Raw genomic sequence first — 18,990 nt, 5'->3', positions numbered from 1 at the left:
GCCGCGGGCCCTTATGGTGTTCGCAGGTCAGGTCCAAATCAACGCCGCGTGCTCTTGAGACACTTTGGTGCACACTGGTTTTCCTGATCCCGTCTCACGACCGTTGCGCCATACTTCCGATGACCTCTCTCGCTGCGACGTCCCCTCGGTTACGTTGGCTTTAGACCGCAGCAACCGGAGCTCTGTATATTCCTCCCTTGGCCATGATAGCCCAGATCATTCGCGCCATCTTGTTGGCAAGCGCCACCCTCACCAGCATCGGGGGTTTATGCGCCAGCATCTTGGCCAGCCACGTGCCTGGTGTTGCACCCTTGCGGGCGCGCCACACAAGCTCGCTATTGGCCCCTATGATCAGGAGCCGCCGCAGAGATCGATCCCCCATCTTCGTCGTGGAGCCGAGACGCTGTTTGCCGCCTGTCGAATGTTGTCGCGGCACAAGCCCAAGCCATGCGGCGAAGTCCCGCCCACGTTTGAAGGTTTCAGGCGATGGCGCCAGAGCCACCAGTGCGGTGGCAATCAATGGGCCAATTCCGGGAACTGTCATCAACCGGCGTGCGGTCTCATCTTCACGAGCCCGGCGCACAATCTGTGCATCCAGCACGCGAATCTGATCATTCAGTTGGGACAAGCTTGCTGTCAGAAACCGCAGAGCAGTCCGCGCAGTTTCTGGAAGAGCCGTTTGCGGATCCTCAATCATCGCAATCAGTTTCGAAGCGAAGCTTAAACCCTGCGGCACGACTTCACCAAATTCCGCAAGGTGGCCGCGCAGCGCATTGATGGTCTGCGTGCGCTGCCGGATCAGCAGATCGCGGGTGCGCAACACCACTGCTGCGGCTTGTCTTTCTTCGCTCTTCACGGCAACAAAGCGCATCGTTGGTCGTTGCGCCGCCTCGCAGATCGCCTCAGCATCAGCCATGTCGTTCTTCTGCCGCTTCAAAAAGGGCTTCACGTAGGCCGGTGGGATCATACGGACTTCGTGTCCCAAATGCCCTATCTCACGCGCCCAGAAATGCGAGCTTCCGCAGGCTTCCATCGCAACCAGGCACCGTGGCAGGCCACCAAAGAATTTCAAAACCCGCCCGCGCCGCAATTGCTTGCGAAACACAACAGCACCTGTTTCGTCAGCCCCGTGGACCTGAAACACGTTCTTGGCTAAATCCAAACCGATCGTACGAACTTCGCTCATGATGCCCATCTCCAATGGTGGTTTAAACAACTCCACTTTGCCACACACTGCGGTCGTCGCGGGCGTCTACACCATCAACGCTATAAAGAAGGTGTCGTCGGTCTGGCGTTTGACGACCGTACTATCCGACACTGTTCTGTCGCCTTTGTTGGGTCCGCGACACAGGCCTATTTCGCTGAGCTCGTGTCTGGCCTCGGCTAATCCGCTGAAAGGCAATCACAACAATCACAATGTTTTTCTTCTGCTGGGTCGGCCGAATTGGCACGAGTTTTGAAACTCGTTCGTTGCGAGCCCGGAGCCGCCGACCGACCTTCATTTCGTGGATGACACCGCGATCGATGGAACGAAGAAAGAAAAGCAGAATGTCAAATCCGCATCAGATAAGCGTTGGTGCATGGATCCTTTGTCAACGGTTTGGCGATAGGCAGGCAGGATCGAAATCAGCTTGATTTGAGTGCCATGCCGTACAAACACCACGCAGATCGTCGTCATCACGTCGGAAAGATGAAATTCAGGGTGACGAATTGGCGTGACTACGAAGCAGGTCTGCGCCGGCGTGGTAGCCTGACCTTATGGGTAACGCCGGAGGCACTGGCGGGATGGCGCGCTCCGCGACGCAAGACCCGCGGCGGCCAAGCCCGGTATTCCGATCTCGCCATTGAGACAGCGCTGACGCTGGGTTGCGTCTTCGCAATGCGGCTGCGCCAGACCGAGGGATTGCTCCACTCGCTGCTGGATCTCATGGGGCTGAAAGTCCCAGTTCCAGATCATACGACGCTGAGCCGTCGGGCACAGAAGTGGGAGCCATCAGCCCGACGAAACCCGCCGCAGCCGGACGGCCCGCTGCATGGGCTTGTCGATAGCACGGGATTGAAAGTCTACGGCGCCGGGCAATGGCTGGAGCAGAAACATGGCGCCAGATCACGTCGCAACTGGCGCAAGCTGCATCTGGCAGTGGATGCCAAAAGTGGCGCGATCATTGCCCAAAGGCTGACAGATCAGGACACGGATGATCCTTCCCAGGTGGCACCGCTGCTCGATCAGATCGACGGCGAGATCGACCAGTTCACAGCCGACGGAGCCTATGACGGCAAGCCAACCTATCGGTCTATCCTGCAGCACAGCGCAACCGCGAACATCGTCATTCCACCGCGTTCCACGGCGGTGGAAAGCGGTGATGCCGGACCGCCTGGTCAAAGGGACAAGCACATTGCCGCAATCGCAAGCGACGGTCGGCTGAAATGGCAGGCAGCCTCCGGCTACGGCAAGCGGGCGCTGAGCGAAACAGCCATCGGACGATACAAGGGGCTGATCGGACGGCGCCTGCGAGCACGCTCTCTTCCGGCTCAACAGACCGAGGTTGCCATCGGGTGCATCGTTCTCAACCGCATGCTGGCATGGGCACGCCCGGAGTCTATCCGGCGTCAAGTCACGCAGGCATAACCAACTACATTAAAGATCGAAATGCGTTCGATTTCATATCCGCGCACCAACGCCGGCCAAACATGTCGGCGGCCATGTTCCGATTGGCCGCATCGGCGTACCGGATGACATTGCCGGCGCAACGCTCTATTTGCAGCCGGGCCGGCAGCTATGTTACTGGCGCCATCCTGCCGATCGATGGCGGGCAGTCGGTGCAGCATGGGCTGACGCTGTTCAAGGAATGATACGTCCGACCGGAACGCCGGCGGGTGAAGTGGAGGAACTTCAGCTTGGAACCGATCAGTCTCGATGTGCTTCTGGCCAGCGTCGGCAAGGAACTCGGCGTCTCCCCATGGCGGGCGGTTACTCAGCGCATGATCGACCGGTTCGCCGACGCCACCGACGACCACCAGTTCATTCATTGCGATCCGGAGCGCGCCATGCGCGAGACGCCGTTCGGTGGCACCATCGCCCACGGTTTCCTCTCGCTTTCGCTGTTGTCGGCGATGACCTTCGAGACCATGCCGCCGTTCGAAAACAGCAAAATGGGCGTCAACCACGGCTTCGATTCGCTGCGCTTCATGGCGCCAGTGAAGACCGGTGCGCGCATCCGCACCCGCTTCGTGCTGGCCGACGTCAAGGTCAGGCCGTCGGGCTGGGTGCAGACGGCGCATGACGTGACCATCGAGATCGAGGGCTCGAAGAAGCCGGCGCTGACCGCGCGCTGGCTGACGCTGACGCTGATCGAGCGCCAGCCAGAGACCGCATGAGCGACGCGAACGCGCTCGACACGTCGGCGCTTGCGCTCGACCAGGCAGCGCTTGCGCCCTACCTCGAGGCGGAAATCCCTGGTTTTTCCGGGCTTCGCTCCATCGAAAAATTCAAATCTGGACAGTCGAACCCGACCTATTTGCTAGCGGCAGCTAGCCCGGAAAATTCAGTGCGCCCCGATGGGGCGTATCACCAGTGGAGGAAGGTTCCACCCAGATAGTAGTCGATTGGTCTGGTAGCTGACGAGCGGCTCGGTCGGGCAACTGGCCGGGTCGAAGCCTCGTGACAAAGGCCGCCTTGGGCGGTTGAGCAATCCGATGGGCCGTAACGTGAGTGAAGCCTGAGCAGGCCTCGAAAGTGATGATGTGGATGCCGACCCGCCTGAATTTCGGGGAAGGCCGCGCGAACGGGGAAGCAATCGACATGTGCACCCGTTCGATCCGCCGGGGTAATGGGCACGGCACGTCGGAAGGGTGATACGGGTAACGGGGGAGACCCGCTCGGCATGAGGGTAGCGGCCTCAACGCAGCCGTCAGGGCGGCGGTGCCGGTGGGAGTCGGACAGGGTCATAATACCGCTGAAGCCGGGTAATGCCGGTGGAGGGAAGGGCCCTGACTTCTGGTGTGCTTTTGACGTTGGTGAGGAGGGGGTGATTGGCGATGAGCCTCGAAACACCCGAAAAGATCAGGAACCTTCAGAGGAAGCTGTACCGTAAGGCGAAGGCGGAGCCCGCTTTCCGCTTCTACGTGCTCTACGACAAGATCTGCCGTGAGGACATGCTGCGCCATGCCTATGCGCTGGCCCGCGCCAATGCGGGTTCGCCGGGCGTGGACAATGTGACCTTCGCGAAGATCGAGGCGGAAGGCGCGGAGAGGTGGCTGGCGGGCCTGCGCGAGGAACTTGTCTCGAAGACCTATCGGCCGCAGCCGGTGCGACGGGTGATGATCCCGAAGCCGGGGGGCGGCGAACGTCCGCTCGGCATCCCGACCATTCGGGACCGGGTGGTTCAGACCGCCGCGAAGCTGGTGCTGGAACCGATATTCGAGGCGGACTTCGAGGATGGTGCCTATGGCTATCGGCCCAGACGCAGTGGGACCGACGCAATCAAGGAAGTGCACCGGCTTGTCTGCCGGGGCCACACGGACGTGGTAGACGCCGATTTGTCGAAATACTTCGACACGATTCCGCATTCGGACCTCCTCAAATCGGTGGCCCGACGCATTGTCGACCGGCACGTGCTGCGGCTGATCAAGCTGTGGCTGAAAGCGCCGATCGAAGAGCGGGACGGTGACGGGAAACGGCACGTGAGCGGTGGTAAGAGCAGCACGCGCGGCACGCCGCAAGGTGGGGTCGCAAGCCCGCTGCTCTCGGTCATCTACATGAACCGGTTCCTGAAACATTGGCGGCTCACCGGACGCGGCGAGGCGTTCCGTGCGCATGTCATCTCCTATGCCGATGACTTCGTCATCCTCAGCCGCGGGCACGCGGTCGAGGCGCTGGCGTGGACGCGGACGGTGATGACGAAACTCGGGCTGACACTCAACGAGGCCAAGACCTCGGTGAAGGATGCCCGCACGGAGCCTTTCGACTTCCTTGGCTATACGTTCGGACCTCACCGCTACCGGAAAGACGGCCATTGGTACCTGGGTGCGAGCCCATCCAAGAAGAGCGTGCAACGGATCAAAACGAAGATTGGCGATCACTTGGTAAACGGTAACAAAGAGCCGTGGCCCGTGGTCTGCACCCGGCTGAACAGGCTTCTGCGCGGCTGGTCAGGCTACTTTGGCTATGGAACACGCTTGCCGGCCTATCGAGCGGTCGACAACCACGTCTATGACCGTGTTCGCACCTTCCTGCGCAAACGGCACAAGGTGCAGGGACGCGGCACACAGCGTTTCTCCGACGACATTGTCTTCGGAAAACTTGGTGTCCTGCGTCTTCGACGCGTGCACATTGGACCGCCGCCGTGTGCCTCACGATGAAACCAGTCGGAAAGCCGGATGCGTAATGTGGCTTCGGTAGAGATGTGGCGTCGGCCGCCGCGGGCCAGAAGCGGCAGGCCGGTGAGGATGCCGAGCGCCACATAACAAAGCGGGTTACAGGGACCGAAGGAAGTCCATCAGCGCCGGTTGGTCACGCCATCGTTTTGGGATCTTGCCGAGACTCGGCGCCTCGCATTTTTCGAGCGCCTTAGCCTTGGTCTCGAAGTCGACCTCTGCATAGACGTTCGTGGTGTCCAGCGAGACGTGCCCGAGCCATCCGCGGACTGTGTTGATGTCGACGCCGGCGCGCAGGAGATGGGTCGCCGTGGTGTGGCGGATAGAGTGAGGGCTTACGCGCTTTGTCGCCAACGACGGCATTTTGGCGACGACCTTGAGGCCATAACGCTCGACGGCGGTATGGATCCCGAAGCGAGTGATGGGTTGGCCGCAGCGATTGAGGAAGACGGATCGAGAAGGGGCTCCGTCAGCGACGAGTGCCCGTAACTCGACGACGGTGGCGGTCCACAATGGGCAGTATCGCTGCTTGCCGCCCTTGCCATGGATTTTGACGCTGGGGGCGTTCAGGTCCAGGTCCGCCACCTTGACGCCGACCGCCTCTGACGCTCTCGCACCAGTGTTGTAGAGGAACAGCAGCAGGGCGTAGTCGCGCCGACCCTGCTCCGTCCGCCGATCTGGAGCGGCGAGCAAGGCGTCGATCTCCGCCTTTTCGAGGTAAGGAACGACCGCCTGATAGGTCTTCTTGAACGGGATCGAACGGATCTGGCCCGACCATTCGATGTGGACGGGGCTATGCTCACCGACAAAGCCAGCGAACGCCCGAACGGCGGCAAGACGTTGATTTCGGGTGGCGATCGAACATCGACGCGTCACTTCGATATCGGTCAAGAAGGCGCGGATTAGCTCGGCCGATAAATCGACGACATTCAGGCGATCAATAGACTTGCCGACCCGCTTCGCAACGAACGGGAGAAGCTGACATAAGCCGTCGCGGTAACCCTGCTGGGTGTTGCGGGCGAGATTGCGTTCGGCAACCACGTGTTCGAGTAGGAACCGCCGGATCCAGGGGCCAAGGAGCGCCTCGTCACGCATTGGGCATCTCCATGGCGTAATGCTCGAAGCGCGCGCTGGCCTCACGCAGAAGGTCCGGGGTTAGGGTTAGGTATCGCTGCGTGCCCGAGATGTTGACGTGGCCAAGGTAGGTTGAGAGCTTGGGCAGAAGCCGTTGGACGTCGGCGCCTTGGCGATACCAGGAGAGGAGGCGGTGAACTGCAAAACTATGACGAAGGTCATGCAAGCGAGGCTGATGTCGCGGCCCGGCGCCGGCGCAGACGACATTCGCTTTGACGCGTAATCGGCAGAACACCCTCTCAGCGTGTTGCAGGGTCACAGGGGCGCCCCGGCGCGTGAGGAACCAGAGGGATTCTGCAGACTGGCCTTCGCGGCGGCGAGAAGCGTGCCGGGATAAGATGCGCACGAGGTCGTGGCCGATCGGAGCCAGTCTGGTCTTGTAAAACTTGCTCTCGCGGACGCACAGGACCCCTTCCTCGAGGTCGACGTCGGCTAAGGTGAGGGACAGTGCCTCGCCAAGGCGAAGCCCCGCGCCGTAAAGGACAAGCAGGAGCGTTCGGTATGTGTCCGGATCAATAGGACAGCGAGGATGGTCGATCAGGACGACGGCGTCGAGTAAACGACCGATCTCCTCGCGGGAGTAAATATAGGGAACGAAGGCTTCCGTCGGCTTGGGGACGGCGCGTGGCAACGGCCATATGTTTGTATGCCCCCGGGCCATCGCGAACCGATAGAAGCCCGCCAGAACAGAATGCTTTCGTTCCCAGAAACGGGTCACCGGGCCGCGTCCCGCCAGAAAGGGCAACACTCGGTCGGCCGTCACCTCCGGCAGAGGTCTGTCGCCGACGAAGCGACAGAACGACTTGAGCGTGCGCGCCTCCGTGCGGAAGCGCATTCCGATTGCTTGCCGGTGATCGACAAAGCTGGCGATAATTTCTGAAAGGATCATGCCAGTCCTCCCAGATCGAACGCCCCGACCTCGCGCAGTCCGGCAAGGTCGACCCTGGCGTAGGTGCGGGTCGCAAAGGCGCTGCGATGGCCGAGATGGTCCCCGATCTCCTTCAGGCTCAGACCTTGCGCAACAAGGTGGGTGGCGCAGGCGTGGCGAAGTCCATGAGGGCCAAAATGCATCGACTGAACGCCCAGGGCGCTCAGTCGGCTTGCAACCACATGGTACACTGCGCTCGCCGACAGCGGCCGGAACGGGGCCTTGAGGGTGAGGAAGACCTCATGGCGACGGCAGCGGGGGCGCGCCAGCTGAAGGTAACTCACAACAGCGTCGCCGACGGAGGTCACCAGGGGGTAGTATTGCGTCTTGCGCTGCTTGGACCGGGTCACCTTGATGACCTCTCTCGTCCAATCGATGTCTTCGAGACAAAGACCGCGGACTTCGCCGCTTCGCAGTCCGTAGATCGCGAGCAGCTTTAGAATCGCGTGGTCACGGACGTCACGCGCGGTCCTGTCCCTCGTGCTCTCAAGGAGCCGCTGGACATCGGGCCATGCCGGGCCCATCGGCAAAGCTTCTTCCCTGAACAGTCGCGGCGCGTCGATCGCTGCGGCGATTCCGGGGCAACACCATTGTCGACGCTGAGCATGGCGGAAGAACGCGCGCAGGGCGTGCGCGCTCGTCGCTACCGACACCCGAGACCACCCGCCACGACCCTTTACGTTGAGGAAAGCGTCTACGTCTGCAACGGTGATGTCGGCGATCGAAGATTTTTCGACGCCTAAATGTTCGAGGAAAGTCTCTACCTGCCAGCGTTGGTTGGCTAGGGTGCTCGCCGACAAGCCACGCTCATCATGTTGATAGGCGATGAAGTCGTCGACCTTTTCACAATGGGCCTTCGGTTCGTTGGGAGCCGGTTCGTCAAGCTGGCCAAGAAAGCAAAGCCACGCTGCGGCGACGTCATGGAACAAACGCCGTGACCACTTCTCACCGCAGGCTCTGTTTCGCGCGTGCTGGTATCGGGCCCAAGATTGAGCGGCCGCGTCGATCTCGGCCTGCCTGACGCACCTGCCGCCGGACAGGTCCAGCCGCTCCGCAATGACCAGCAGTTCGCGGGCCGTGCGCAGCAAAGTCTCACGAGCCGCACGCTGATCGGCGAGATGCTTGAGATAGCGCAGCCGCTTCGAGGCCTCGGGCCCGTCATGGTGACGCGCTACGACCTTCGGGTAGGCGAATAAGTCCTCGAACATGCCTCGGATCTCCAGTGAGGTGGGAAATCCGATCACCTATATCCAGTTTGTTATGTGGCGCTCGGCATCCTCACCGGCCTGCCGCCTCTGGCCCGCCGCGGCCGACGCCACATCTCTACCGAAGCCACATTAGGCATCAAATGTGCTCAAACACATTTGGTGCGGGAAATCCGCACGTCCGGTTTGATGAGCGGGGAAGGGAAACGGAGCGATGCCAACACGGCCCAAGCCACCGCGCCCTTCCTCGACTCTACTGGCAGGTTGGCGGATGTGGAGCAAACCGTTGAAATGACGTAGGATTTGGTTGCTAAGGCCGATCCGAATCATTTCCCGGAGACCACACCCGCCATGAACGATCTTACGCTGCCGCTGAGCGGTTTGTCATCAGTGGGCGGCAAATCCGTCATCGCCCGTTTTGACGGCGGCATGCTGTCGTCGAACAGCGGTGTTCTGGCTCTGGCCGAGGTGGAAAAGCGGCTGCGGGTGGCCGAGCGTCTGGCGCGCTGCATCGACGATCCGCGCTGCCCGGACCAGGTGGTCCACAGCCTGGCGGACATGATCGGCTTTCGCATGAAGATGATCGCCGCCGGCTACGAGGATGGCAACGACGCCAACCGGCTGCGCTCCGATCCGGTCTTCAAGATGGCCCAGGATGCGCTGCCGTCGGGTCGGGATCTGGCCTCGCAATCGACGCTGTGCCGGCTGGAGAATCTGCCCGGCGTGCGGGAGCTGGTCGCCATGGGGCGAGCGATGATCGACCTCTATTGCGCTTCCTTCCGGCAGGTGCCGAAGCGGATCGTGCTCGATATCGACGATACTTTTGATGCCGTGCATGGCGGTCAGCAATTGCGCCTGTTCAACGCGCATTACGACGAATACGGCTTCCAGCCGATCGTGGTGTTCGATGGCGATGGCCGGTTCGTCAGCGCGATCCTGCGGCCGGCCAGGCGGCCGAGCGGGGCTGAGATCCGCCCCCACCTGCGCCGCCTTGGTGCGGGCGATCCGGAGCAATTGGCCGAACACACGGATCCTGATCCGGGCCGACAGCCATTATTGCAGTCCACTGGTCATTGGCTGGTGCCGCGCCAACGGTGTCGACTTCGTCCTCGGCTTGGCGCCCACCACGACCCTGCACAAGCATGTCGCGCATCTGGAAGCCACCACGCTGGCGCGTTTTGAGGCGTCGGCGAAATCGAACAAGGTCCGCCGCTTCAAGGAGTTCTTTGACGGCGCCGCCAGTTGGAGCCGCGTGGAGCGCATCATCGCGCGGGTCGAGGTCGGCGCCAAAGGAGCCGACACCCGCTTCATCGTCACCAATCTGGCCAGTGGCAAGGCCAAGGCGCTCTACGAGGACCTCTACTGCCGGCGCGGCGCGGCCGAGAACCACATCAAGTCCTGGGAAGACGCATCTTGCCGCCGACCGCACATCCTGCACAAGAGCGACGGCCAACCAGTTCCGGCTCTTCCTGCATGCCGGCGCCTATTGGCTGATGTGGGGCCTGCGCGCTGCGATGCCGAAACGCTCGAGCTTTGCCGTCGCCCAATTCGACACGCTGCGATTGCGCCTCATCAAAATCGCCGCGCGGGTGGTCGAGATCAAAACGCAAATCCGCCTGCACCTGCCGACATCCTGCCCCGACCAGCGTATTCTGCGCATCGTCCTCGACCGCATCCCGCGGCTCGCGACATAACCGCAGGGGCGCAGACGCCCCGAAACGAACCCGCCGACCGCAACCTGCAAACCCCGCCTTCCCATCACGACGGATCACCGCCGGCGCCTGACGAGGCTTGTCAAAAAACACCGCAACGGCGGCCAGATCGCCGCTTCAGGCCGCCAAAACCTCATCGCCGTGCATCAAGGCGGCTAAGTGGGGCATCGGCTTTTGTCCCTGCCTTCGATTCCGAGTTTGAGCAAGCTGCGTTGGCCCAGATCGTATTCCTGGAGCCGGTAACGGGATGTACCTGCCCAGCGAAAGGGCAGACGGTACCGATGGGAATTCCTGCAGACACGATGGCATCCCTCATTTCGCTATTCTTTGAATGGAACAGCGACGGTTTGATGCGTGGCGGCGCCGTTTGCCTCGGAAGTGCAACCGCCCGAATACTACGGATCACGTCTCACTGGCTCCGCACAGTTCTGCGCGAAGCCAGGAACTGGATTTTCGGGCGGACTAGGCCGGGGAAATATCCCAGGTATTGTCGCCCTGAAGCACGCAGTTGAGATTGTAGACTGCAGCCGGGAATTTCGCCTCTTCCGTCTGTGTGACTGTGTTGATGTTGAGCACCGTGCCGATCCTCAAGTTTGATCCCGCCGCTACCCAATAGCTCGGCGTGGGTGTGAATGTGTGCTTCAGATTGGTCCCTGCTTGTACACAATAGGTACCGGTACCGGACATGCCGATGCCAACTGAAAATCTGTTGTTCGGGACATCGGCGCCATCGTTGATGACCAGAGAACCGCTGGGTGGCCCTTGGATCGGGTCGCTAAGACCAGGTCCCGGCGTTAAGGAAAACTCCGTCGTATTCTTCCCGGCCGGACTGCAATTCTTCGCGCCGGAAGCCAGAAAATCGACACCTGGGATCAATTGGCCGGTGTCGCTCCAAACGAAATTGTAGTCGATTTCCCAGGTGAACCTGATCTGGTCGCCGACGCGGATCTGATATGGCGAGCAAAACCATGCCAGAGAGAAGACATCCGCCACCTGTTGCGGCATCTTTTGATAAACATAAAAGGTCCATGGCTGGGCGGATTGATTTTTAAGCAACAGCGAATATTGCGTTCCCTGAGCGAGCGCAGCCTTTTGCCTGCTGAGACGCACGCAGGTCATGCGGCATCTCTTTGTCGGCATAACTGATGTGAATAGACATTGGCATCCCTTTCCTGAAGGTTGATGATCGGACCGACATTGGCAAGGTCCGATTGCCACCGCAGGCAGGGCTGTTCAACGCTGATTACAGAGCCTTGTAAGCGAGGATGAGATCGAGGGAGAGAGCGCCGTTCCAGAGGGCTTGAGCGACGTTTTTCGTGCCGTTGTGACGCAGGATGTTGAGGGCGAAGCTGCGGGCTCTGGCCATGATGCCGGGGTTGTCGCGGATACGGCTGCGGTCCTCGTCGCAGGACACGTCGCGGACATAGTGGTTGCGGTTCTCGATGCCCCAGTGGCCTCGGATGATGGCGGCCCAAGTCTTGGCGGGGAGACCCTGTTCGGAGGAGATATAGTATGAGACCTCGCCGCGCGGCTGCCACATGCCCGTGGCGGCACTGCGGAGCCAAGTTTGGCGGGTGACGCGGATGATGGTCTTGACGAAGGGCTGCCATTCGCTGTCGACGAGGGCCTTGCCGACGGGAAAGACGTCCACGGTTCGATCCTCCTGCCGGGATCGCACTGTGTCGCGTGAGGAGGCCGTGTCGCTGGGAGTGCGGCTGTCGACGATGGCGCGAATCTCGTCATCCAGATTGGGCTGGTTCTCCTTGAGTTGAACCAGCAGATGGTTACCCGTGGCCAGGGCTACGGCGAAGGTTTTTTTGGGCATGCATGGCGTCGAGAGTGAACATGCGCCCGGTCAGGCCCAGCGTGGCGATCAAGTCCTGGGCGGCGGGGATTTCGTTGCTCTTCTCATCGATCGCCAGATGGCCGAGGATGATCTGACCATCGCTGGCGAAAGCACTCAGCAGATGCGCCGCTTTGCGATCGTTGAAGGCGTCGAAGCTGCCGCGCAGCGTCTTGCCGTCAATGGCCACGCACGCCGGCATGACGTCGTCCGGCATGGCGTCGTCCGGCTCTTGGGCCGGGGGCGTCGGCAGGCCGGCCGCATGCTGGCGGAACACCCTTTCGACCTCCGCCCCGTCGAGACCGCGAAGGATGAACCGCACCGTCGAGTAGGCTGGGGCCTTTCGCACCGAGACCCCGAACACGCCGTTCAGGCGGACAAGATGGATGCGGATGAAGGCGTGGACCTGACGATACGAAACCGCCCCGGCCAGCATCGCCAGCACCGTGAACAGCAGGATCGGCGCCTGGGGATACATCTGCCCCTGGCCACGGCGTGGATCGGGGATCTGCGAAAACAATGACAGCAATGTGCCGGGCAACGGTGCAACCCTCATGATTGGTTGCCCTGCATAGATTCAGACAAATCTCCCGGAGGGAATCGCCCTTTTGCCCGCGACGCATCAAAGCCGATCACAAAGATGTTAGCGTTGAACAGCCCTGCCACCGCAGGGTAGCCAGACGGCTCAATTGTCTGATAGTAAAATCAGCGTAAAAACCTTCGCATTACGCGTTAAATTTCGATGTTATGGTTTTTACGCAGGAAGTCATAAGTAAAAATAAAACTATCAAATCATATAAACCTTTATACAATATATTCATACGCCCCCATGAAGGGGAGCATGAGGAATGTGGGGCGGTTATGCGGCGAGAGCTGTTGCGTCTGTTCGTGATTGTCGTTCGCCATACCGGAGCGTTGGTGCATGGATCCTTTGTCAACGGTTTGGCGATAGGCAGGCAGGATCGAAATCAGCTTGATTTGAGTGCCATGCCGTACAAACACCACGCAGATCGTCGTCATCACGTCGGAAAGATGAAATTCAGGGTGACGAATTGGCGTGACTACGAAGCAGGTCTGCGCCGGCGTGGTAGCCTGACCTTATGGGTAACGCCGGAGGCACTTGCGGGATGGCGCGCTCCGCGACGCAAGACCCGCGGCGGCCAAGCCCGGTATTCCGATCTCGCCATTGAGACAGCGCTGACGCTGGGTTGCGTCTTCGCAATGCGGCTGCGCCAGACCGAGGGATTGCTTCACTCGCTGCTGGATCTCATGGGGCTGAAAGTCCCAGTTCCAGATCATACGACGCTGAGCCGTCGGGCACGGCGTTGGTGCGCGGATATGAAATCGAACGCATTTCGATCATTAATGTAGTTGGTTATGCCTGCGTGACTTGACGCCGGATAGACTCCGGGCGTGCCCATGCCAGCATGCGGTTGAGAACGATGCAACCGATGGCAACCTCGGTCTGTTGAGCCGGAAGAGAGCGTGCTCGCAGGCGCCGTCCGATCAGCCCCTTGTATCGTCCGATGGCTGTTTCGCTCAGCGCCCGCTTGCCGTAGCCGGTGGCTGCCTGCCATTTCAGCCGACCGTCGCTTGCGATTGCGGCAATGTGCTTGTCCCTTTGACCAGGCGGTCCGGCATCACCGCTTTCCACCGCCGTGGAACGCGGTGGAATGACGATGTTCGCGGTTGCGCTGTGCTGCAGGATAGACCGATAGGTTGGCTTGCCGTCATAGGCTCCGTCGGCTGTGAACTGGTCGATCTCGCCGTCGATCTGATCGAGAAGCGGTGCCACCTGGGAAGGATCATCCGTGTCCTGATCTGTCAGCCTTTGGGCAATGATCGCGCCACTTTTGGCATCCACTGCCAGATGCAGCTTGCGCCAGTTGCGACGTGATCTGGCGCCATGTTTCTGCTCCAGCCATTGCCCGGCGCCGTAGACTTTCAATCCCGTGCTATCGACAAGCCCATGCAGCGGGCCGTCCGGCTGCGGCGGGTTTCGTCGGGCTGATGGCTCCCACTTCTGTGCCCGACGGCTCAGCGTCGTATGATCTGGAACTGGGACTTTCAGCCCCATGAGATCCAGCAGCGAGTGGAGCAATCCCTCGGTCTGGCGCAGCCGCATTGCGAAGACGCAACCCAGCGTCAGCGCTGTCTCAATGGCGAGATCGGAATACCGGGCTTGGCCGCCGCGGTTTGCGTCGCGGAGCGCGCCATCCCGCCAGTGCCTCCGGCGTTACCCATAAGGTCAGGCTACCACGCCGGCGCAGACCTGCTTCGTAGTCACGCGCCAATTCGTCACCCTGAATTTCATCTTTCCGACGTGATGACGACGATCTGCGTTGTGTTTGTACGGCATGGCACTCGCATCAAGCTGATTTCGATCCTGCCTGCCTATCGCCAAACCGTTGACAAAGGATCCATGCACCAACGCTGATCTATGCCTATGCCGACCGCCACGAGATCACGCTTGCGGAGACGATCGAGCGGGCGATGAGTGCGCTTATCGACAGCGAGGGGTAGTGCGGTTTCCGATCGGCTCTATATGTGATAGTGTTCAATCCTATTGAGCGCGATTGATGAATGGAGGTTCCCAATGCGCAGCACGCAACAATTCAGCGTCACGTTGCCGAACGAAATGGCGCAGATGGTCAAGACCAAGGTTTCATCGGGCGAGTATGCCAGCGAGAGCGAGGTTATCCGCGACGGGCTGCGTGCCTTGCAGGCGCGTGACAAGGCCCTTGAGAGTTGGCTGCGCACGGAAGGCGTTGCCGCCTACGACAACCTGAAAGCCGATCCTGGCCGCGCGCTCAGTGTGGACCAGGTGCGGCAGCACCTGGCCGACAAGCGCAAGCGGCCCGCTGCGTGACCCATACGGTCCATTTCACCCCGGAAGCCCAGCAACAGCTTGACGAGCTGGAAACCCATATCGCCGGGGTGGGGTCGCCCAACGTGGCGGCGCGATATGTCGATAACATCGTGGACTATTGCGAAAATCTGCAAACATTTCCGCACCGAGGTACGCGGCGCGACGATCTTCGGCCGGGCCTGCGAACGCTTGGTTTTCGCCGACGCGTGACGATTCTGTTTGAGGTAGCGGACGACACCGTGAATATTATCGGCGTCTATTATGGCGGCCAGGACTACGAAGCCGCCTTGCGGGACAATGAGGAATAGGGGCCAGGCGTTCGCGCTCTGCATCCAGCCCCGACCGCCCCTACGGGCCCTATGTGAGAGAGCGGGCCAGCCGGGGCTGTCGCGACCTATATCAAGGTTCGCGGCCGTTGGATGTACCTTTACCGCGCCATCGACAGCGTCGGCGACACGGTCGAATTCTTCTTCAGCGAACACCGTGATCTTCCGGCGGCCAAACGCTTCCTGCGCAAGGCGCTTGCACACCATGGACGCCCGAACCGCATCGTCGTCGACGGCAGTCAGACCAATCGTGAGGCAATCATTTCCTGCGATACTGAAAGCCGTCTGCGGGAGCGATCACACAAACCACCGATCCATATCCGCAAGAGCCAATACCTCACGGATCGAACAGGATCACCGGCGCATCAAGCGCCGCGTTCGATCCATGCTCGGCTTCAAGTCTATGGAGAATGCCCAGATCACCCTCTCCGGCATCGAGCTGGTCCACATGATGCGAAAGCGACAGGCGAGGTTCGCCTACAATCCGAGTCCGTCAATTGCCGAGCAATTCGAAATGCTCACCGCCTGATCAATGCTCCCAGGCGACGCTCTTCCCGTCCACATCCCGGAATTGCGACAGAGCCCATCGGCCAACCCCCGTGGATTTTCCGGGCTAAGTTGACAACGCCTTGATTTTTGCTTCGACATTCTCGGCGTCGTCGGCCCGCGCCGAAAGCAGCCCGATTGGGCGTTGGTGCATGGGTCCGGACTTGAGCGGCGTTGGTGCGCGGATATGAAATCGAACGCATTTCGATCTTTAATGTAGTTGGTTATGCCTGCGTGACTTGACGCCGGATAGACTCCGGGCGTGCCCATGCCAGCATGCGGTTGAGAACGATGCAACCGATGGCAACCTCGGTCTGTTGAGCCGGAAGAGAGCGTGCTCGCAGGCGCCGTCCGATCAGCCCCTTGTATCGTCCGATGGCTGTTTCGCTCAGCGCCCGCTTGCCGTAGCCGGTGGCTGCCTGCCATTTCAGCCGACCGTCGCTTGCGATTGCGGCAATGTGCTTGTCCCTTTGACCAGGCGGTCCGGCATCACGGCTTTCCACCGCCGTGGAACGCGGTGGAATGACGATGTTCGCGGTTGCGCTGTGCTGCAGGATAGACCGATAGGTTGGCTTGCCGTCATAGGCTCCGTCGGCTGTGAACTGGTCGATCTCGCCGTCGATCTGATCGAGAAGCGGTGCCACCTGGGAAGGATCATCCGTGTCCTGATCTGTCAGCCTTTGGGCAATGATCGCGCCACTTTTGGCATCCACTGCCAGATGCAGCTTGCGCCAGTTGCGACGTGATCTGGCGCCATGTTTCTGCTCCAGCCATTGCCCGGCGCCGTAGACTTTCAATCCCGTGCTATCGACAAGCACATGCAGCGGGCCGTCCGGCAGCGGCGGGTTTCGTCGGGCTGATGGCTCCCACTTCTGTGCCCGACGGCTCAGCGTCGTATGATCTGGAACTGGGACTTTCAGCCCCATGAGATCCAGCAGCGAGTGAAGCAATCCCTCGGTCTGGCGCAGCCGCATTGCGAAGACGCAACCCAGCGTCAGCGCTGTCTCAATGGCGAGATCGGAATACCGGGCTTGGCCGCCGCGGGTCTTGCGTCGCGGAGCGCGCCATCCCGCCAGTGCCTCCGGCGTTACCCATAAGGTCAGGCTACCACGCCGGCGCAGACCTGCTTCGTAGTCACGCCAATTCGTCACCCTGAATTTCATCTTTCCGACGTGATGACGACGATCTGCGTTGTGTTTGTACGGCATGGCACTCGCATCAAGCTGATTTCGATCCTGCCTGCCTATCGCCAAACCGTTGACAAAAGATCCATGCACCAACGCTCCAGCGATCGGATTCGGTGACAGTGCAAGCGATCTCGGCTATCTCAATTTGTGCGACTGGTGGGGTGCGCCATCGCGCTCGCAGATTTCGGCGATGCTGAACGAGCCAACGAAGACGTTTTTTGCGGGCATTGCTTGAAGAGAAAACCATGTCCACCGCATGGCCGCGCGCCGCACGATTCGCCTTGACGCAACTGTTCTGTCGGCGTTATCAACTTAACTCGCGGTCAGGGATTTGCGGCATAACGCGACGGCATGAACGCCGCAACCGTCAGCTACAAGCGCCATCGTTTCGCGCCGCAGATCATCGCCCATGCAGTCTGGCTCTACTACAGGTTCCCCTTGAGGTGCTGTCAGGCGTTGATGGTGTAGACGCCCGCGACGACCGCAGTGTGTGGCAAAGTGGAGTTGTTTAAACCACCATTGGAGATGGGCATCATGAGCGAAGTTCGTACGATCGGTTTGGATTTAGCCAAGAACGTGTTTCAGGTCCACGGGGCTGACGAAACAGGTGCTGTTGTGTTTCGCAAGCAATTGCGGCGCGGGCGGGTTTTGAAATTCTTTGGTGGCCTGCCACGGTGCCTGGTTGCGATGGAAGCCTGCGGAAGCTCGCATTTCTGGGCGCGTGAGATAGGGCATTTGGGACACGAAGTCCGTATGATCCCACCGGCCTACGTGAAGCCCTTTTTGAAGCGGCAGAAGAACGACATGGCTGATGCTGAGGCGATCTGCGAGGCGGCGCAACGACCAACGATGCGCTTTGTTGCCGTGAAGAGCGAAGAAAGACAAGCCGCAGCAGTGGTGTTGCGCACCCGCGATCTGCTGATCCGGCAGCGCACGCAGACCATCAATGCGCTGCGCGGCCACCTTGCGGAATTTGGTGAAGTCGTGCCGCAGGGTTTAAGCTTCGCTTCGAAACTGATTGCGATGATTGAGGATCCGCAAACGGCTCTTCCAGAAACTGCGCGGACTGCTCTGCGGTTTCTGACAGCAAGCTTGTCCCAACTGAATGATCAGATTCGCGTGCTGGATGCACAGATTGTGCGCCGGGCTCGTGAAGATGAGACCGCACGCCGGTTGATGACAGTTCCCGGAATTGGCCCATTGATTGCCACCGCACTGGTGGCTCTGGCGCCATCGCCTGAAACCTTCAAACGTGGGCGGGACTTCGCCGCATGGCTTGGGCTTGTGCCGCGACAACATTCGACAGGCGGCAAACAGCGTCTCGGCTCCACGACGAAGATGGGGGATCGATCTCTGCGGCGGCTCCTGATCATAGGGGCCAATAGCGAGCTTGTGTGGCGCGCCCGCCCGCAAGGGTGCAACACCAGGCACGTGGCTGGCCAAGATGCTGGCGCATAAACCACCGATGCTGGTGAGGGTGGCGCTTGCCAACAAGATGGCGCGAATGATCTGGGCTATCATGGCCAAGGGAGGAATATACAGAGCTCCGGTTGCTGCGGTCTAAAGCCAACGTAACCGAGGGGACGTCGCAGCGAGAGAGATCATCGGAAGTATGGCGCAACGGTCGTGAGACGGGATCAGGAAAACCAGTGTGCACCAAAGTGTCTCAAGAGCACGCGGCGTTGATTTGGACCTGACCTGCGAACACCATAAGGGCCCGCGGCATGTGTGAAAGCCGCAACACAGGCCGGACACATGTCAGCACCCGACAACGCGCAATGCCAACTAAAGATTCCTCTTGCCAAACGGGCGTCTACACATGGTGCACGGATCTTTTATTGGTGTGGGTTTAGGCAAGCGGTAA

General features: G+C 60.4%; 13 protein-coding genes and 8 pseudogenes. 12 read left to right on the top strand and 9 right to left on the bottom strand.

The window, feature by feature from the left end; translation table 11 throughout:
• Positions 1 to 160: 160 nt before the first annotated feature.
• The gene (locus tag HB778_RS36680; protein WP_183455345.1) at positions 161 to 1,186 is read right to left on the bottom strand and encodes an IS110 family transposase; all 1,026 of its coding nucleotides are present in this window, start codon (positions 1,184 to 1,186) and stop codon (positions 161 to 163) included.
• 459 nt (positions 1,187 to 1,645) lie between these two features.
• Between HB778_RS36680 and HB778_RS36675 the strand changes: the two genes are divergently transcribed.
• The 5 genes and pseudogenes from HB778_RS36675 (at position 1,646) to ltrA (ending at position 5,361) form a co-directional block, all read left to right on the top strand.
• The gene (locus HB778_RS36675) at positions 1,646 to 2,629 is read left to right on the top strand and encodes an IS5 family transposase (protein WP_183454952.1); all 984 of its coding nucleotides are present in this window, start codon (positions 1,646 to 1,648) and stop codon (positions 2,627 to 2,629) included.
• Positions 2,630 to 2,684: 55 nt separating this feature from the next.
• Positions 2,685 to 2,853 (top strand): annotated as a pseudogene (locus HB778_RS36670) (SDR family oxidoreductase); the annotation flags it as partial.
• Between the two features lie 45 nt (positions 2,854 to 2,898).
• Positions 2,899 to 3,378: a MaoC family dehydratase gene (locus HB778_RS36665; RefSeq protein ID WP_183454953.1), complete on the top strand. Its 480-nt coding sequence runs from the start codon at positions 2,899 to 2,901 to the stop codon at positions 3,376 to 3,378.
• Positions 3,375 to 3,536: pseudogene (locus HB778_RS36660) on the top strand (phosphotransferase family protein); the annotation flags it as partial. The gene HB778_RS36665 and the pseudogene HB778_RS36660, both read left to right, overlap by 4 nt.
• Positions 3,537 to 4,038: 502 nt before the next feature.
• A complete protein-coding gene (gene ltrA, locus HB778_RS36655) occupies positions 4,039 to 5,361 on the top strand; it encodes a group II intron reverse transcriptase/maturase (protein ID WP_183455041.1) in 1,323 nt (440 codons plus the stop codon).
• Between the two features lie 114 nt (positions 5,362 to 5,475).
• Here ltrA and HB778_RS36650 read toward each other — a convergent pair whose 3' ends face one another.
• From HB778_RS36650 to HB778_RS36640, 3 genes are read right to left on the bottom strand one after another with little or no spacing between them, the layout of a single operon-like run.
• The gene (locus HB778_RS36650) at positions 5,476 to 6,471 is read right to left on the bottom strand and encodes a tyrosine-type recombinase/integrase (protein ID WP_183465395.1); all 996 of its coding nucleotides are present in this window, start codon (positions 6,469 to 6,471) and stop codon (positions 5,476 to 5,478) included.
• Positions 6,464 to 7,399 carry a tyrosine-type recombinase/integrase gene (locus HB778_RS36645; RefSeq protein WP_183465394.1) on the bottom strand — a complete coding sequence of 312 codons (936 nt, stop codon included), beginning with the start codon at positions 7,397 to 7,399 and terminating at the stop codon, positions 6,464 to 6,466. The genes HB778_RS36650 and HB778_RS36645 overlap by 8 nt, the downstream gene beginning before the upstream one ends.
• Entirely contained in the window at positions 7,396 to 8,646 is a 1,251-nt protein-coding gene (locus tag HB778_RS36640) for a tyrosine-type recombinase/integrase (RefSeq protein WP_183465393.1), read from the bottom strand. Before HB778_RS36640 ends, HB778_RS36645 begins: the two co-directional genes overlap by 4 nt.
• Before the next feature lie 348 nt (positions 8,647 to 8,994).
• Between HB778_RS36640 and HB778_RS36635 the strand changes: the two are divergent.
• Positions 8,995 to 10,337, top strand: a pseudogene (locus HB778_RS36635) (IS1380 family transposase).
• Positions 10,338 to 10,817: 480 nt separating this feature from the next.
• Here the strand turns inward: HB778_RS36635 and HB778_RS36630 are convergent.
• From HB778_RS36630 to HB778_RS36620, 3 genes are all read right to left on the bottom strand, one after another.
• Positions 10,818 to 11,474, bottom strand: a complete 657-nt coding sequence (locus tag HB778_RS36630) for a protein rhiA (RefSeq protein WP_244662110.1) — start codon at positions 11,472 to 11,474, stop codon at positions 10,818 to 10,820.
• Positions 11,475 to 11,598: 124 nt separating this feature from the next.
• Positions 11,599 to 12,180, bottom strand: a complete 582-nt coding sequence (locus tag HB778_RS36625; RefSeq protein ID WP_183455035.1) for an ISAs1 family transposase — start codon at positions 12,178 to 12,180, stop codon at positions 11,599 to 11,601.
• On the bottom strand, positions 12,140 to 12,754 hold the full coding sequence (locus HB778_RS36620) for an ISAs1 family transposase (protein WP_183456831.1): 615 nt from the start codon (positions 12,752 to 12,754) through the stop codon (positions 12,140 to 12,142). The genes HB778_RS36625 and HB778_RS36620 overlap by 41 nt, the downstream gene beginning before the upstream one ends.
• A 431-nt stretch (positions 12,755 to 13,185) precedes the next feature.
• On the opposite strand from HB778_RS36620, the pseudogene HB778_RS36615 reads away from it, so the two are divergent.
• Positions 13,186 to 13,545 (top strand): annotated as a pseudogene (locus tag HB778_RS36615) (transposase); the annotation flags it as partial.
• Between the two features lie 28 nt (positions 13,546 to 13,573).
• Here HB778_RS36615 and HB778_RS36610 read toward each other — a convergent pair.
• Positions 13,574 to 14,410, bottom strand: a pseudogene (locus HB778_RS36610) (IS5 family transposase); the annotation flags it as partial.
• Between the two features lie 384 nt (positions 14,411 to 14,794).
• Here HB778_RS36610 and HB778_RS36605 point away from each other — a divergent pair.
• The 3 genes and pseudogenes from HB778_RS36605 to HB778_RS36595 form a co-directional block, all read left to right on the top strand.
• Positions 14,795 to 15,067: a type II toxin-antitoxin system ParD family antitoxin gene (locus HB778_RS36605; protein WP_183454727.1), complete on the top strand. Its 273-nt coding sequence runs from the start codon at positions 14,795 to 14,797 to the stop codon at positions 15,065 to 15,067.
• Positions 15,064 to 15,375: a type II toxin-antitoxin system RelE/ParE family toxin gene (locus HB778_RS36600; RefSeq protein ID WP_183454725.1), complete on the top strand. Its 312-nt coding sequence runs from the start codon at positions 15,064 to 15,066 to the stop codon at positions 15,373 to 15,375. Before HB778_RS36605 ends, HB778_RS36600 begins: the two co-directional genes overlap by 4 nt.
• Before the next feature lie 84 nt (positions 15,376 to 15,459).
• Positions 15,460 to 15,922, top strand: a pseudogene (locus HB778_RS36595) (IS6 family transposase); the annotation flags it as partial.
• 241 nt (positions 15,923 to 16,163) lie between these two features.
• Here the strand turns inward: HB778_RS36595 and HB778_RS36590 are convergent.
• Complete coding sequence (locus HB778_RS36590) at positions 16,164 to 17,147, bottom strand: IS5 family transposase (protein WP_183465540.1); 984 nt, start codon at positions 17,145 to 17,147, stop codon at positions 16,164 to 16,166.
• Between the two features lie 330 nt (positions 17,148 to 17,477).
• On the opposite strand from HB778_RS36590, the pseudogene HB778_RS43650 reads away from it, so the two are divergent.
• Both HB778_RS43650 and HB778_RS36585 read left to right on the top strand, forming a co-directional pair.
• Positions 17,478 to 17,567, top strand: a pseudogene (locus HB778_RS43650) (IS6 family transposase); the annotation flags it as partial.
• A gap of 93 nt (positions 17,568 to 17,660) precedes the next feature.
• Positions 17,661 to 18,690 (top strand): annotated as a pseudogene (locus HB778_RS36585) (IS110 family transposase).
• The last annotated feature ends 300 nt before the right edge of the window (positions 18,691 to 18,990 follow it).

Source organism: Mesorhizobium huakuii (assembly GCF_014189455.1).
In the GTDB taxonomy this organism is placed as follows: domain Bacteria; phylum Pseudomonadota; class Alphaproteobacteria; order Rhizobiales; family Rhizobiaceae; genus Mesorhizobium; species Mesorhizobium huakuii_A.
Note: the sequence above shows the minus strand (reverse complement) of the source record. Positions and strands in the feature narration are given on the sequence as shown.

What these genes read in the sequence shown, in the direction of transcription:
- HB778_RS36640 (WP_183465393.1), bottom strand. Translation starts at nt 8,646, where the DNA reads ATGTTCGAGGACTTATTCGCCTACCCGAAGGTCGTAGCGCGTCACCAT.
- ltrA (WP_183455041.1), top strand. Translation starts at nt 4,039, where the DNA reads ATGAGCCTCGAAACACCCGAAAAGATCAGGAACCTTCAGAGGAAGCTG.
- HB778_RS36650 (WP_183465395.1), bottom strand. Translation starts at nt 6,471, where the DNA reads ATGCGTGACGAGGCGCTCCTTGGCCCCTGGATCCGGCGGTTCCTACTC.
- HB778_RS36645 (WP_183465394.1), bottom strand. Translation starts at nt 7,399, where the DNA reads ATGATCCTTTCAGAAATTATCGCCAGCTTTGTCGATCACCGGCAAGCA.
- HB778_RS36620 (WP_183456831.1), bottom strand. Translation starts at nt 12,754, where the DNA reads ATGAGGGTTGCACCGTTGCCCGGCACATTGCTGTCATTGTTTTCGCAG.
- HB778_RS36590 (WP_183465540.1), bottom strand. Translation starts at nt 17,147, where the DNA reads ATGCCGTACAAACACAACGCAGATCGTCGTCATCACGTCGGAAAGATG.
- HB778_RS36605 (WP_183454727.1), top strand. Translation starts at nt 14,795, where the DNA reads ATGCGCAGCACGCAACAATTCAGCGTCACGTTGCCGAACGAAATGGCG.
- HB778_RS36675 (WP_183454952.1), top strand. Translation starts at nt 1,646, where the DNA reads ATGCCGTACAAACACCACGCAGATCGTCGTCATCACGTCGGAAAGATG.
- HB778_RS36680 (WP_183455345.1), bottom strand. Translation starts at nt 1,186, where the DNA reads ATGAGCGAAGTTCGTACGATCGGTTTGGATTTAGCCAAGAACGTGTTT.
- HB778_RS36630 (WP_244662110.1), bottom strand. Translation starts at nt 11,474, where the DNA reads ATGACCTGCGTGCGTCTCAGCAGGCAAAAGGCTGCGCTCGCTCAGGGA.
- HB778_RS36625 (WP_183455035.1), bottom strand. Translation starts at nt 12,180, where the DNA reads ATGCCCAAAAAAACCTTCGCCGTAGCCCTGGCCACGGGTAACCATCTG.